Annotated in this window: 11 protein-coding genes; 7 read left to right on the forward strand and 4 right to left on the reverse strand. The window is 68.2% G+C overall.

Going from position 1 to position 14287, the window contains the following annotated elements; genetic code table 11:
* Positions 1–46 precede the first annotated feature (46 nt).
* The 3 genes from HII28_RS05720 (at position 47) to gdhA (ending at position 3662) form a co-directional block, all read left to right on the forward strand.
* Positions 47–1396 (forward strand): MFS transporter, encoded by a 1350-nt coding sequence (locus HII28_RS05720; RefSeq protein ID WP_170024520.1) that lies wholly within the window; start codon positions 47–49, stop codon positions 1394–1396.
* Positions 1397–1459: 63 nt separating this feature from the next.
* Positions 1460–2167 carry an NAD(P)-binding domain-containing protein gene (locus HII28_RS05725; RefSeq protein ID WP_346769204.1) on the forward strand — a complete coding sequence of 236 codons (708 nt, stop codon included), beginning with the start codon at positions 1460–1462 and terminating at the stop codon, positions 2165–2167.
* 145 nt (positions 2168–2312) lie between these two features.
* The gene (gene gdhA / locus HII28_RS05730; protein ID WP_170024522.1) at positions 2313–3662 is read left to right on the forward strand and encodes an NADP-specific glutamate dehydrogenase; all 1350 of its coding nucleotides are present in this window, start codon (positions 2313–2315) and stop codon (positions 3660–3662) included.
* A gap of 120 nt (positions 3663–3782) precedes the next feature.
* On the opposite strand, the gene HII28_RS05735 is transcribed toward gdhA, so the two are convergent.
* Positions 3783–4361, reverse strand: coding sequence for a hypothetical protein (locus HII28_RS05735; protein WP_170024523.1), 579 nt, complete (start codon positions 4359–4361; stop codon positions 3783–3785).
* Between the two features lie 215 nt (positions 4362–4576).
* On the opposite strand from HII28_RS05735, the gene moaA reads away from it, so the two are divergent.
* The 4 genes from moaA (at position 4577) to HII28_RS05755 (ending at position 11127) form a co-directional block, all read left to right on the forward strand.
* Entirely contained in the window at positions 4577–5680 is a 1104-nt protein-coding gene (gene moaA / locus HII28_RS05740) for a GTP 3',8-cyclase MoaA (protein ID WP_346769205.1), read from the forward strand.
* 119 nt (positions 5681–5799) lie between these two features.
* Positions 5800–6648 (forward strand): formate dehydrogenase accessory sulfurtransferase FdhD, encoded by an 849-nt coding sequence (gene fdhD, locus HII28_RS05745; RefSeq protein WP_170024524.1) that lies wholly within the window; start codon positions 5800–5802, stop codon positions 6646–6648.
* Positions 6645–8960 carry an FdhF/YdeP family oxidoreductase gene (locus HII28_RS05750; RefSeq protein WP_170024525.1) on the forward strand — a complete coding sequence of 772 codons (2316 nt, stop codon included), beginning with the start codon at positions 6645–6647 and terminating at the stop codon, positions 8958–8960. The genes fdhD and HII28_RS05750 overlap by 4 nt, the downstream gene beginning before the upstream one ends.
* A gap of 184 nt (positions 8961–9144) precedes the next feature.
* Positions 9145–11127 carry an ABC-F family ATP-binding cassette domain-containing protein gene (locus HII28_RS05755; RefSeq protein ID WP_170024526.1) on the forward strand — a complete coding sequence of 661 codons (1983 nt, stop codon included), beginning with the start codon at positions 9145–9147 and terminating at the stop codon, positions 11125–11127.
* 51 nt (positions 11128–11178) lie between these two features.
* Here the strand turns inward: HII28_RS05755 and HII28_RS05760 are convergent, their stop codons facing one another.
* Genes HII28_RS05760 through rsmA form a run of 3 tightly spaced genes read right to left on the reverse strand, consistent with a single transcriptional unit; the run spans position 11179 to position 14257 of the window.
* Positions 11179–12396 (reverse strand): MFS transporter, encoded by a 1218-nt coding sequence (locus tag HII28_RS05760; RefSeq protein WP_170024527.1) that lies wholly within the window; start codon positions 12394–12396, stop codon positions 11179–11181.
* A gap of 9 nt (positions 12397–12405) precedes the next feature.
* Entirely contained in the window at positions 12406–13347 is a 942-nt protein-coding gene (locus tag HII28_RS05765) for a 4-(cytidine 5'-diphospho)-2-C-methyl-D-erythritol kinase (RefSeq protein WP_170024528.1), read from the reverse strand.
* 10 nt (positions 13348–13357) lie between these two features.
* Positions 13358–14257 (reverse strand): 16S rRNA (adenine(1518)-N(6)/adenine(1519)-N(6))-dimethyltransferase RsmA, encoded by a 900-nt coding sequence (gene rsmA, locus HII28_RS05770; protein ID WP_170024529.1) that lies wholly within the window; start codon positions 14255–14257, stop codon positions 13358–13360.
* Between the last annotated feature and the right edge of the window lie 30 nt (positions 14258–14287).

The following is a 14287-nucleotide window of genomic DNA, read 5'->3' on the forward strand; positions in this document are numbered from 1 at the left end:
GCGCCCCTGGTCGGGAGACGACGCCGTATCCGCTTAGGGTGAAGGGATGTCCGACCCCGCCGACGCGCCAGCCAACGCGGACTCCCCCGACGTCGTGGTCCGCAGCGACACGGCACGCGACTCCTCGCGCGAGGCGTCCGTGTGGCGCAATCGGTCGTACGTGCGGCTCTGGATGGGCGAGACGTTCTCGCAGGTCGGCGAGCAGCTCGGCACCCTGGCCATCCCGGTGCTCGCCGTGCTCGTGCTGGATGCCACCGCACAGGAGGTCGGTCTGCTGAATGCGGCCGAGACGCTCGCGTTCCTCCTCATCGGCCTGCCGGTCGGCGCCTGGGTGGACCGGATGCGCAAGCGCCGCGTCATGATGACGGCGGATGCCGTGCGGGCGGTGGTGCTCGCGTCGATTCCGCTGCTGTGGGCGTTCGGCGTGCTGCAGATCTGGTACCTGTTCGTGGTCGGCGCGGTGGTGGGCGGCGCGACAGTCTTCTTCGATGTCACGTATCAGAGCTATGTGCCGAGGCTCGTGCGGCCGGAGCAGGTGGCGTCGGCGAACTCCGGCCTGGAGGCGAGCGCTCAGGTGGCGCGGGTGGGCGGGCCTGCGGCATCCGGTGGTCTTCTAGCGATCATGCCAGCACCGCTCGTCGTGCTCGCGACCTCCATCGGCTACCTCTTCTCGTTCGCGTTCGTGGCCTCCATCCGCGACGACGAGCCGCGGCACGAGAGGTCGCAGCACGCGTCGCTGCCGCGGGAGATCGGCGAGGGCCTCCGCTTCGTGTTCGGCACACCGCTGCTGCGCCGCATCACCCTGATGACCGGGTCGTTCAATCTCTTCGGCGGGCTGGTGCTCACGCTCCTGCCGCTCCTGGTGCTGCGGGAACTCGGGCTCTCGCCGGCCGTGTACGGCGTCGTCACCGCGATGGGCGCCGTCGGCGGCATCCTCGGTGCGCTGTGCACGCCGTGGCTGTCCCGGGTGATCGGCGAGGGTACGGTCATCGTCGTCGCGGCGCTCGTGTCGTCGGTGCCGCCGTTCGTCATCCCGCTCGCCGCGCTCTTCCCGTCGGCGGCGATCCCGCTGCTCGTCGGTGCCGACTTCCTGTTCAGCTTCGGCGTGCTCGTCTACAACATCGCGCAGGTGTCGTTCCGGCAGCGCATCTGCCCGCGGCCGCTGCTCGGCCGGATGAACGCGTCCATCCGGTTCGTCGTGTGGGGTGTGATGCCCATCAGCGGTGTGCTCGCCGGCGCGCTCGGCGGATGGCTCGGCGTGACCACGACGATGTGGATCGGCGCCGTGCTCTCGCTGCTCGGCTGCGGCATCGTGCTGTTCTCGCCGCTGACCGGCATGCGCAAGCTGCCGGACGGTCCGGCGGAGCCTGTGCGTCCCAGCGCAATCGCGGACTGAGGCGTCACCGATCGACGGACGAGATCGGACCGCACGATGGCATCCGACCTACGATTGAGCATCGTGACGACAGACAGCGGCGACGGCATTCGCACGGTCGGCATCCTCGGCGCGGGCAAGCTCGGGACCGTGCTGGCCCGCCTTGCGGTCGCAGCGGGGTTCCGCGTGCTGGTCGCAGGGTCGGGCGATCCGGCGAAGATCGCCCTGATCGTCGAGGTGCTCGTACCGGGAGCCAACGCCGTGTCGGCGGACCAAGCCGCTCGTGAGTCAGACATCGTCGTGCTCGCCCTGCCGCTGGGCAAGCACGAGACGCTGCCGGTGGAGGCCCTGGACGGCAAGCTCGTCGTCGACGCCATGAACTACTGGTGGGAGGTCGACGGGATCCGCGACGACCTCAACGACCCGCTCACCTCCACCAGCGAGATCGTGCAGAAGTTCCTGCCGGGATCCCGTGTCGTGAAGGCCTTCAACCACATGGGCTACCACGATCTCGAGGAGGAGACCCGGCCGCGCGGCGAAGAGGGCCGCAAGGCCATCGCGATCGCCGGCAACGTCGGCGCCGATACTGACGCCGTCGCCGACTTCGTCGACGACCTCGGCTTCGACCCTGTGCTTGCGGGGCCGCTGCCAGAAGGCATCCGCATGGAGCCCAACACCGAGCTCTTCGGAGCGGATGTCGATGCCGACCAGGTGCGGCACCTCCTGACCACCTTCCCGGACTCGGCACGGGGACGTGTCGTCGCGCGCGCACGCGCCGAGCGAGCCGCCTGAGGCGCTCGCCGTCCTGAGCCCCTGCACACCCGCGCGATGGTCGCCGACGAGTGGTATCCCACTTGCGGGTACCCTGGGGAGGTTGCCTGTGAATCTTGACAGATTGTCCGGGCCACCCCTCTCCCCCTGATCGATTGGAGACCTCGTGCCCGAGCTCGAACAGAATCTGTCGTCGGTTTTCGACGAAGTCGTGCGACGCAATCCAGGTGAAACGGAGTTCCACCAGGCGACGCGCGAGGTTCTGGAGAGCCTCGGACCCGTTGTGGCGAAGCATCCGGAGTACACCGACGCACAGGTCATCCGCCGTCTCTGCGAGCCGGAGCGCCAGATCATCTTCCGCGTGCCGTGGACCGACGACGCCGGTCGTGTGCAGCTCAATCGCGGATTCCGCGTCGAGTTCAACTCGGCGCTCGGCCCGTACAAGGGTGGCCTGCGCTTCCACCCGAGCGTCTACCTCGGCATCGTGAAGTTCCTCGGATTCGAGCAGATCTTCAAGAACTCCCTCACCGGACTGCCCATCGGCGGCGGCAAGGGCGGCAGCGACTTCGACCCGAAGGGCAAGTCAGACGCCGAGGTCATGCGCTTCTGCCAGTCCTTCATGACCGAGCTGTACCGCCACATCGGCGAGCACACCGATGTCCCGGCCGGAGACATCGGCGTCGGCGGACGCGAGATCGGCTACCTGTTCGGCCAGTACAAGCGCATCACGAACCGCTACGAATCTGGAACGCTCACGGGCAAGGGCCTCACCTGGGGCGGATCGCAGGTGCGAACGGAAGCGACCGGCTACGGTGCCGTCTTCTTCGTCGACGAGATGCTGAAGACCGCAGGCGACTCCTTCGAGGGCAAGCGCGTCGTGGTCTCCGGATCCGGCAACGTCGCCATCTACGCGATCGAGAAGGTGCACCAGCTGGGCGGCGTGGTCGTTGCCTGCTCCGACTCCGACGGCTACATCGTCGACGAGTCCGGCATCGATCTCGATCTGCTCAAGGAGATCAAGAACGGGCACCGCGGCCGGGTGAGCGAGTACGCGGAGAAGCGCGGCGCATCCGCTCACTACGTCGCCGGCGGTTCCATCTGGGATGTGCCGTGCCAGATCGCGCTGCCGTGCGCCACGCAGAACGAGCTCGGCGCGGCCGGCGCCCACGCGCTCATCACCAACGGCTGCCGAGTGGTCGCCGAAGGCGCGAACATGCCGACGACGCCGGATGCCATCCGCGCGCTTCGCGAAGCGGGCGTCGCGTTCGCCCCTGGCAAAGCAGCCAACGCGGGCGGTGTGGCGACGAGCGCACTGGAGATGCAGCAGAACGCATCGCGCGACTCGTGGACGTTCGAGTACACCGAGGAACGCCTCGCCGAGATCATGCGATCGATCCACGATCGGTGCCTGACGACGGCCGACGAGTACGGCGCTCCCGGCAACTACGTCGCCGGCGCCAACATCGCCGGCTTCACCCAGGTGGCAGACGCGATGCTCGCATTGGGACTGATCTAGGCCCGATCGCGGAAGAGGCGGACCAGCGCCTGGCGCCGCCGTCGTCGGCACGAGGGGATGTGTGCCGACGGCGGACGGTGGTCGTTATACCGACGACGTCCTGTCGCTGGACGACGCCGATCAGACCGGCAGCTTCCAGCCGAGTGCGAAGTTGAACGCGACGGCCAGCATCAGGTACATCAGCCACAGCCCTGTGATGATGTGGAAGAGGCCGAGCGCGCGCTCTCCGAGCTGAACGCCGATCGCGGCGAAGAAGTCGGCGAGGTAGATCAGCGCCAGTCCGAGGAACAGCAGTCCGACGGCCCAGTCGCCTGAGACGAAGAAGACGACGAGTCCGACGATCGAAATGATGAAGAACGCCACGCACATGCCGGCGTTCGGGCGGGGGTCGTGGCCGCGATAGCGGTTGAATCCGATCGCGAACCAGTGGATGCCGTACGCGGAGAACGCGAGTGCGGCCATGTAGAGCGGCGGTGCTTTGAACACCTGGAACCAGGTGAGGCCGACGAACAGGATCATCCCGGTCAGGAATTGGCAGAATCCGGGCAACCAGATGCCCCAGATCCCCGTTGCCCTGTCGACGAGTTCGTTGCGTTTAGGCCAGCCGAACAGTTCCTGCGGCCCGTAGATCAGGTATCCGGTGCCGAGACCGAAGAACCCGAGTGCGAGCGGCGGGAACATCGAGATTGCGAATTGCATGGTGAACCTTCTTCTATCCAGTTCCCCTCCATCTCATGGTGACCCCGTTCCCAGCGAACTTCAAGACTCGACTCAGTGTGAGGTCTCACAGGTGCGCGCACTGCACCACCCACGAGTTCGGCACGCGGCTTACTCTCGAATCGGTGAGGACGTACGCGCAATGCCGCGCGATGTCATGGCACACCGGTTCTCGACACCGAGGTGAGGAGCACGTCGTGGCGGAGACGATCCGGAGAGGAGCCGGGCAGGGTGCTCGGGCGCTGCCTGCCACCGGCGAGCTCGCGGATCAGCGCGGCAGACGCCTCACGGACCTGCGTGTCTCCGTCACCGATCGCTGCAACTTCCGCTGCGTGTACTGCATGCCGCGGGAGATCTTCGGACGCGACTACGCCTTCCTCCCGCGGGCAGAGCTGCTCACGTTCGAGGAGATCGAACGCGTCGTTCTGGCCGGAATGCGCCTCGGCGTTCGCAAGGTGCGGCTGACCGGCGGCGAGCCGCTGCTGCGCAAGGGCATCGAGGAGCTCGTCGCCATGCTCGCCGCCCTGCGCACTCCGGACGGTCAGCGGCTCGACCTCGCCCTGACGACGAACGGATCCGCGCTGGCCGCCAAGGCCGAAGCCCTGGCCGAGGCCGGTCTGAACAGGGTCACCGTCTCCGTCGACTCCCTCGACGACGAGACGTTCCGGCGCATGAACGACGTGGACTTCCCGCTCCAGAGGGTGTTGGACGGACTCGAGGCCGCACGCGGTGCGGGACTGGGACCGGTCAAGGTGAACATGGTCGTCAAGCGCGGGCAGAACGACGACGACGTGCTGCCCATGGCGGAGCATTTCCGCGGGAGCGGATGCGTGCTGCGTTTCATCGAGTACATGGACGTCGGCACGACCAACGGGTGGCGCCTGGAGGAGGTGGTGCCATCGAGCGAGGTGCTGGCGCGGATCGCCGCCGTCCATCCGCTCGAGCCGATCGCGCCGACCGCACCCGGCGAGACGGCGACACGGTGGCGCTATCGGGACGGCACCGGCGAGATCGGGGTCATCTCCTCCGTGACGCAGCCGTTCTGCTCGGGCTGCACCAGGGCACGTCTGTCGACCGACGGACGGCTCTACACCTGCCTGTTCGCCGACCACGGCACGGACCTTCGGGCCCTGTTGCGATCAGGATCCGACGACGACGGGCTCACCGCCGCGATGGCCGGCGTCTGGTCGAGACGAGAGGACAGGTACTCGGAGCTGCGGGCATCGTCGACGCCGTCCTCCGGCCGATCCGCTGCTGACCGCGATGGCCACCGCATCGAGATGTCGTACATCGGCGGATGACGCGGCTGCACCGCGTCGTGGCCATGCGGGAAGGCGCTTGCCGCGCAGCCATCCTTCCAGTGCTCTCACGCTCGCCGTCGTCTGTTGCGATATCGGGGGCAGCAGCGTATTCCTGAAATATGGGCAGGGTCACGACCCGACGTCGAGTCGCCCGGCTGACGATCGGCGCCGCAATCGCGAGACGGGAAGACACCCTCGTCGTCGAGGAACCACTCGAAATCCGTGTCGGCGGGCGCTCGCTCGCCGTGACGATGCGGACACCGGGCAACGACGTCGAGTTGGCGGCGGGCTTCCTGGTCTCGGAGGGAGTCATCCATCGCGGCGACGACTTCGCCACCGCACGGTTCTGTGCCGGTGAGGGCGTGGAGAACACGTACAACGTGCTCGACGTGACGCTCGGTCCGGGAGTCGCGCCGCCGTCATCCGCTCTCGCCAGGGAGTTCTTCACGACCAGCTCGTGCGGCATCTGCGGAAAGTCGAGCATCGACGCCGTGCGCACGAGTTCGGCGTTCGAGGTGCGCGACGACCAGGTGCGCGTGCCGGTGCAGACGCTGGTGCAGCTGCCCGATCGGCTGCGAGCAGCCCAGGACGTCTTCGAGAAGACCGGGGGCCTGCACGCCGCCTGTCTGTACCGAGTCGCCGACGACGAGCTCATGGTCGTGCGCGAAGACGTCGGCAGGCACAACGCCGTCGACAAGGTGGTCGGCTGGGCGCTGACCCACGACCTGCTTCCGCTGACCGGGACCGTGCTGATGGTCTCCGGCCGCGCGAGCTTCGAACTGACGCAGAAGGCGCTCATGGCCGGCATTCCGATGCTGGCGGCGGTGTCCGCTCCGTCATCGCTGGCTGTGGAACTCGCCATCGACGCAGGCATGAGCCTGATCGGATTCGTGCGCGGCGACTCGATGGTGGTCTACGCGGGCGGGCAGCGGGTCGACGAGACGTGTACGGAGGGAAGTGCGGCATGACGATCAACGAAGCGCCGAGCGAGCGAACGGTCGACGACGTCGAGAACCTCCAGATCTCGCATCCGAAGCAATGGGCCGCCGGCATCCCAGGGATCCTGCATTCGGTCGGACCGGCGGTGCGGGAGCTGGGCCCGACGCGCGCCGCGAAGCTGCTGACCTCGATGAACCACAAGGACGGCTTCGACTGCATGAGCTGTGCGTGGCCGGATCCGTCGCACCGCAAAGTTGCGGAGTTCTGCGAGAACGGAGCGAAGGCGGTGACCTGGGAGGCGACGCCCGTCACCGTTGCGAGTTCCTTCTGGGCCGAGCATCCGATTCCGGTCCTGCTGGAGAAGTCGGAGTACTGGCTGGGCATGCAGGGGCGGCTCATCGAGCCCGTCTACAAGGCCGCCGACAGCGATCACTACGAGCCGATCGCCTGGGAGGAGGCGTTCCGCATCATCGGCGACAAGCTGAAGTCGCTGGACTCCCCCGACCGCGCCGCCTTCTACACGAGCGGCCGTACGTCGAACGAGGCCGCGTTCACGTATCAGCTCTTCGCGCGGGCGTTCGGCACCAACAACCTGCCCGACTGCTCCAACATGTGCCACGAGTCCACGGGTGCCGCGCTCGGCGAGGTGATCGGCGTCGGCAAATGCACGGTGACGTACGACGACTTCGCCAACGCGGACCTCATCGTCATCATGGGCCAGAACCCGGGCACCAACCATCCGCGCATGCTGACGGCACTCGAGGAGGCGAAGCAGGCAGGGGCGAAGATCGTGGCGGTCAATCCACTGCCGGAGGCGGGCCTCATGCGGTACAAGAACCCGCAGCAGGTCGGCGGCTGGATCGGCAAGGGAACGGGTCTCGCCGACGACTACCTGCAGATCAGGCTGAGCGGCGACCAGGCACTCATGCAGGCCGTGGCGAAGCGTGTGCTCGAGGCGGAGGATGCCGCGCCGGGCACCGTGCTCGACCGCGACTTCATCGACACGTACTGCCAGGGATTCGACGAGTACGCGGCAGCCGTGCGCGAGCTGGACGAAGTGGATGTGCTTCGAGCGACCGGCCTCACTGCTGGAGAGATCGGCGGACTCGCCGACCGCTATATGAAGGCGGATCGCGTCATCATCACGTGGGCGATGGGCCTCACCCAGCACAAGAGCGCAGTGGCGACGATCAAGGACATCATGAACCTGCTGTTCCTGCGCGGGAACATCGGGAAGCCGGGGGCCGGCGCCTCGCCCATCCGCGGACACAGCAACGTTCAGGGCGACCGCACCATGGGCATCTGGGAGAAGATGCCGCCGGCCTTCCTCGACAAGCTGCAGCAGGAGTTCCACTTCGACCCGCCGCGCACGAACGGCGTCGACAGTGTGGACGGCATCCGTGCACTGGCCGACGGCCGCATCTCCGTGTGGTTCGCGCTCGGCGGCAACCTGGTTGCCGCCATCTCCGACACCGATGTCGCCGAGAACGCCGTGCAGAAGGCCGACCTGACCGTTCAGGTGTCGACCAAGCTCAACAGGTCGCACGCCGTCGTCGGCAAGGAGGCGCTCATCCTGCCGACGATGGGACGCACGGAGATCGATCTCCAGGCATCCGGCGAGCAGTTCGTCTCGGTGGAAGACACCGTGTGCGCCGTGCATCCGTCATGGGGCAAGGTGGAGCCGGTATCGCCGAACCTGCTGTCGGAAGTGTCCATCATCACGCGGCTTGCCCGTGCGACGCTCGGTGACTCCGTGCCCATCGACTGGGCCGGATTCGAGAACGACTACGACAGGATCCGGGATCACATCGCCCGCGTCTGCCCCGGCTGCGAGGACTACAACACCAAGATCCGCAGGGAGGGCGGCTTCGTGCTACCGCACGGACCACGCGATTCGCGCACATTCCCCACCGACACCGGCAAGGCGAAGTTCACCGAGAACGAGTTGAAGTACGTGGAATGCCCTGACGGGCGGCTGCTGCTGCAGACCATCAGGGCTCACGACCAGTTCAACACCACCATCTACAGCCTGAACGACAGGTATCGCGGCGTGAAGAAGGGCCGCGACGTGGTGTTCGTGAATCCGCTCGACATCGCCGAGCTCGGGCTGCGCGACGGCCAGCGCGTCGACGTGCACAGCGAGTTCAGCGACGGCGTCGACCGCGTGATCCGCGGGTTCCGGCTCGTGTCGTATCCGACAGCGCGCGGATGCGCCGCCGCCTACTTCCCCGAGGCGAATCCGCTGGTGCCGCTCGACGCCACGGCAGACGTCAGCAACACGCCGGCGTCGAAGTCCGTCGTCATCCGCATCGAACCGGCGGCGATGCTCGTGAGCGTCTGAGCAGTCCGCACAGCTGTGCCCTACGGACTCGGCATCCGCGTGGGCCGTGCCGACTGCGGCACTTCGTGCTGCCGTCCGACGGGTCGAGGCCCGCGACACGACGCGTCGCGCCGACGTGCCGCGATTCGGCACAGACCACCGGTGGACACCGCCGGCCCGCACCTCCCCTACCCTTTAATGCGACATGGCGCATCTTCTCGGGGCCGAAGCCCTGCATCTCGAGTTCCCCACCAAGGTCGTCTTCGACTCCGTCTCGCTCGGAGTCAACGAGGGCGACCGCATCGGCATCGTCGGCCGCAACGGCGACGGCAAGTCGAGCCTGCTGGCCATGCTCGCTGGGCGGCGAGAACCCGACGCGGGCAGGGTGACGGTGCGCGGCGGCATCCGCATCGGCGTGCTCGACCAGGATGACGTGCTCGACGACACGCACACCGTGGGGCACATCGTGGTCGGCGACATGCCCGAGCACGAGTGGGCCGGCGACGCGCGCGTGCGCGACGTGATCGCCGGACTGCTGGCGGACATCCCGTGGGATGCCCGCATCGGCTCCCTGAGCGGCGGTCAGCGGCGCCGCGCGGCCCTCGCCGCGCTGCTGACCGGTGACTGGGACGTGCTCGCTCTCGACGAGCCGACGAACCACCTCGACGTCGAGGCCATCACGTGGCTGGCAGGGCACTTGAAGCGTCGTTGGGCAGCCAGCGCGGGCGGCCTGCTGGTCGTGACGCACGACAGGTGGTTCCTCGACGAGATCTGCACGGCGACGTGGGAGGTGCACGACCGCATCGTCGAGCCGTTCGATGGCGGGTACGCCGCCTACATCCTGCAGCGCGTGGAGCGCGACCGGATGGCCGCGGCCACCGAGGCGAAACGGCAGAACCTGGCGCGCAAGGAGCTCGCGTGGCTGCGCCGCGGCGCACCGGCGCGCACGTCGAAGCCGAAGTTCCGCATCGACGCCGCGAACGCGCTGATCGAGGACGTGCCGCCCATCCGCGACTCGGTCTCGCTCAAGGCGCTCGCGGTGTCGCGACTGGGCAAGGAGGTCGTCGATCTCGTCGATGCGTCGGTGTCGTATCCGGTCCGCGACGATGACGGCACGATCGAAGGCGCACCCGAGGGCCGAGCGGACGGCGCGTCCGTCGACACCTCGACCGCAGATCACGCTGAGCGGAAACCAGTGCTCCGCGACGTGGAGTGGCGGATCGCGCCCGGCGAGCGCACGGGCATCCTGGGGGTCAACGGCGCGGGCAAGTCGACGCTGCTCGGACTGGTCGCCGGCACGGTCCAGCCGACGTCCGGCCGCGTGAAACGCGGCAAGACCGTCAAGGTCGCCTCCCTCACCCAGCGCCTGGACGAGCTCGAGCAGCATCTCGGCGACCCAGTGCGGGTGGTGCTCTCGCGTCTGCGTACGACCTACACGATCGGATCCGGATCCAAGGCCCAGGACCTCACGCCGGGCCAGATGCTGGAACGACTCGGATTCTCCTCCCCGCAGCTCTCCACGCCCGTGAAGGATCTCTCCGGCGGCCAGAAGCGGCGCCTTCAGCTGCTTCTCATCCTGCTCGACCAGCCGAACGTGCTGATCCTCGACGAGCCGACGAACGACCTCGACACCGACATGCTCGCCGCCATGGAGGACCTGCTCGACTCGTGGCCGGGAACCCTCATCGTCGTCTCGCACGACAGGTACTTCATCGAGCGCGTCACCGACCAGCAGTACGCCATCCTGGACCACCGACTGCGCCACCTGCCAGGAGGGGTGGACGAATACCTGCGGCTGAGGGCGCTCGAGGAGAAACGGGGTGCCGGCGCCCGGACGACCGGTTCGGCTCGAGACGGCGCAGCGTCCGGCGGCTCTGCCGGGTCGGTCGGGCTCGTTTCGGCGGGCTCGACCAGCGGTGCAGGCCGGACCGACGGTGCGAGCGCGACGGGTGACGGCGGGGGGCTCCAAGGCGCCGCCCTCCGCGACGCGCAGAAGGAGGTCGCGTCGATCGAGCGCCGCATCGCCAAGCTCGTCGAGCGCATCGACGCCGAGCGGACGGCCCTGGCCGAACACGACCAGGCGGACTACGCCGGCCTGCTCGCGAAGACGGATGCCATCGGCTCGCTCGAGCTCGAGGCATCCGCTCTGGAGGAGCGCTGGTTCGAGCTCACGGAGTTGATCGGCTAGTTCGGTCCCACCGACCACGCACTCTGCACGGAGCGCCCGAACCGCGGGTGGTCAGGACGCGGGCGCCCGGCGTGACCGGAACGCGTACACGACGACGAGTGCCGCCGCGAGTACGGCGAGTCCCGCGACGAGCGCGATCGTCGCGCTCCATCCCCCTCCGCCGTAGACGAAGCCGCCAACCCAGCCGATGAGGCTCGATCCGAGGTAGTAGAAGACGTTGTAGAGCGAGGCGGCCTGTGCCCGGCCGACCGTCGCCCGTGCGCCGACCCAGCCGGATGCGATCGCATGGGCCGCGAAGAATCCGCCGGTGAACACGACGAGTCCGACGATCACCGCGACCAGCTGGGTCGCCAGCGTGAGGAGTGCTCCCGCGATCATCACGGCGATTCCGGTCAGCAGTACAGCTCTGCGCCCGAAGCGACGGGCGGACCCTCCGGCCTGCCGTGACGTGTACGTGCCCGCCAGATAGGCGAGGAAGAGCAACGACGTCGCGAACGCGCCGAGCTCGAACGGCGGCGCCTCCAGCCGGAACGCCAGGTAGTTGTAGACCGTGACGAAGCCGCCCATGAGCAGGAACGCCTGAGCGAACAGCACCAGCATCCCGACGTTGCGCAGGTTCGCGAGCGCCGCCTTCGCCGCCCATACGAGCGTCGCCTGCTCCGATCGCCGACTGCCGAACGGCTTCGGCGTGATGAGGACGAACCCCACGGTCGCGACGGCGCACAGCGCCAGGACCACCCCGACGCCGAGACGCCAGCCGCCGAGTTCCGCGAACGGCGCTGCGACGATGCGGCCGAGCAGTCCGCCGATCGTCGTGCCGGAGACGTAGGTGGCGGCCGCCACCACCGTGTGCGACGCCCGCACCTCTTCGTGCAGGTATGTGATCGCCAGCGCGGGAACACCGCCCAGCGCTAGACCCTCCAGCACGCGCAGCACGAGGACCGCCTCGAAGCCCGGCACCACCACGACGGCCGAGCCGAACACGACGGCTGCGACGAGCGCGATGCGCATCGCCGGCAGGCATCCGATCCGACCGGCGAGCCACGACCACGGCAGCACGCCGACGGCGAGCCCGATGGTCGCAGCAGAGATGAGGAGTGCGGACTGGGCTGCAGTGACGTGCAGATCGCGGGCGACGAGAGGGAGTATGCCTTGCGGGGAATACAACTGGGCGAAGGTCGCCACGCCGGCGAAGCCGAGCGCGATCACGATGCGTCGGTACTCCGGCGTTCCGCGGTCGTGGCCGCGCCATCCCGCGACGTCGGTCATGCCCGGCGGTCACCCACCGAGCGTCATCACCCTCGCACCGTGCACTGGGCCGGACACCCGCACGGCTCGCAACTGCGCCGCGCTCAAAGCGATCTGCAGGTCGATCGCGCTCTCCCGGTCCTCGGCGAGGAACGCGACGGTGGGACCGGATCCGGAGACGAGTCCCGCCAGGGCGCCGCTGCGCTCCCCCAGCTCCAGCACGTCGGCGAGCTCGTCGGAGAGGTGGATGGCCGGCGCCTGCAGGTCGTTGGCGAGATTCTCGGCGAGCATGGCCGGATCCCCCGCACGCAGCGCCTGCAGCAGCTCCGTGCTGACCGACGGATGCTCGACCACCGGTCCCAGCTCCCCGACATGCCGTTCGCGGTGCAGGTCGAGCTCGCGGTAGACGACCGGCGTGGACAGCTCGCCGTGCGGCAGCACGAGCACCCACTCGAACCGGCCCTGGGTGAGAACAGGGCTCAGCTCGTCACCGCGTCCGAGCCCGATCGCGGTTCCCCCGGCAAGCGCGAACGGAACATCCGCGCCGAGCTGTGCGGCGAGATCGTGCAGGTGGTCGCGGCTGAGGCCGGCGCTCCAGAGGGCGTCGCACGCGATGAGCGTGGCAGCGGCATCCGCTGATCCGCCGCCCATGCCGCCCGCGATCGGCACGTTCTTCTCGATCTCGATGCGCACGCCACCGGAGACGCCGGCCGCCTCGGCGACGAGCCCGGCCGCGCGCACGGCGATGTTGCTGTCATCCGTCGGCAGTCCGCTGCAGTCGATGGGGCCGCTGAAGCTCACCGTCACCTGGGACGCCGGCCACACCCGCACGTCTTCGTACAGCGACACCGCCTGATAGACGGTGGCGACGTCGTGGTAACCGTCGTCGCCGACGGAACCGACGCCGAGGTACAGGTTCACCTTGCCAGGGGCACGGGCGTGAACGGGAAGGCCCAGGCTCGCGGACGTCATGTGTACCAACCTACGGGGTCGTCGAACCGGGGGTGTGGCGGGCGAGGGCCAGGAACTGCTCCATCGTGAGTTCCTCTCCCCTGGCCGTCGGCGGCAGGCCGACGGCTTCCAGAGCGGCGGATGCCCGTGCAGAATCCCCGAAGACGCCCGACAGCGACTGCCGCAGCATCTTGCGACGCTGGCCGAAGGCCGCATCCACGATGGCGAACAGGCGGCGTCGCAAGGCTTCCTCGCTCAGAGCGTCGCCCTGCCGGTGCTCGCCCTGCTCGGTGCCGCCCGGATGCTCGTGCCGCTGGAAGGCGACCAGGATCGAGTCCACGTTCGGCACCGGCCAGAACACCTGACGGGAAACCTGTCCGGCCGTGCGCCACGATCCGTACCACGCGGCCTTCACGCTGGGCGACCCGTACACCTTGGATCCGGGCCCCGCCGCGAGACGCTGCCCGACTTCGGCCTGCACCATGACGACTCCGGACTCGAGCGTCGGGATGCGCTGCAGCAGGTGCAGAAGCACGGGAACCGACACGTTGTACGGCAGGTTGGCGACGAGCCGAACCGGATCGGCGGGGAGCGTGTCGACCGTGAGCGCATCCTGGTGCACGACGGTGAGCCGCTCGACCGCTTCTGGCGCCAGCTGTTCCACCGTGATCGGCAGCTGTGCCGCAAGCCGACCGTCGATCTCGACCGCCACGACCGACGCATCCGCCTCCAGCAGGCCGAGGGTCAGCGATCCGAGTCCAGGACCGACCTCGAGCACCACGTCGCCCGGCTCCACCTCGGCCACCCGCACGATTCGTCGCACCGTGTTGGCGTCGATCACGAAGTTCTGTCCGAGCTTCTTCGTTGGCGTGACATCGAGCAGCTCCGCAAGATCACGGATCTCCGCTGGTCCCAGCAGTTGCACGGTCATCGTTCGCCCCCGGCTCCGACTCGCACGTCC

Source organism: Planctomonas sp. JC2975, from assembly GCF_012985205.1.
Classification (GTDB): Bacteria; Actinomycetota; Actinomycetes; order Actinomycetales; family Microbacteriaceae; genus Humibacter.

What these genes read in the sequence shown, in the direction of transcription:
- HII28_RS05720 (WP_170024520.1), top strand. Translation starts at nt 47, where the DNA reads ATGTCCGACCCCGCCGACGCGCCAGCCAACGCGGACTCCCCCGACGTC.
- HII28_RS05735 (WP_170024523.1), bottom strand. Translation starts at nt 4,361, where the DNA reads ATGCAATTCGCAATCTCGATGTTCCCGCCGCTCGCACTCGGGTTCTTC.
- fdhD (WP_170024524.1), top strand. Translation starts at nt 5,800, where the DNA reads ATGGGCAGGGTCACGACCCGACGTCGAGTCGCCCGGCTGACGATCGGC.
- HII28_RS05750 (WP_170024525.1), top strand. Translation starts at nt 6,645, where the DNA reads ATGACGATCAACGAAGCGCCGAGCGAGCGAACGGTCGACGACGTCGAG.
- HII28_RS05755 (WP_170024526.1), top strand. Translation starts at nt 9,145, where the DNA reads ATGGCGCATCTTCTCGGGGCCGAAGCCCTGCATCTCGAGTTCCCCACC.
- HII28_RS05760 (WP_170024527.1), bottom strand. Translation starts at nt 12,396, where the DNA reads ATGACCGACGTCGCGGGATGGCGCGGCCACGACCGCGGAACGCCGGAG.
- HII28_RS05765 (WP_170024528.1), bottom strand. Translation starts at nt 13,347, where the DNA reads ATGACGTCCGCGAGCCTGGGCCTTCCCGTTCACGCCCGTGCCCCTGGC.
- rsmA (WP_170024529.1), bottom strand. Translation starts at nt 14,257, where the DNA reads ATGACCGTGCAACTGCTGGGACCAGCGGAGATCCGTGATCTTGCGGAG.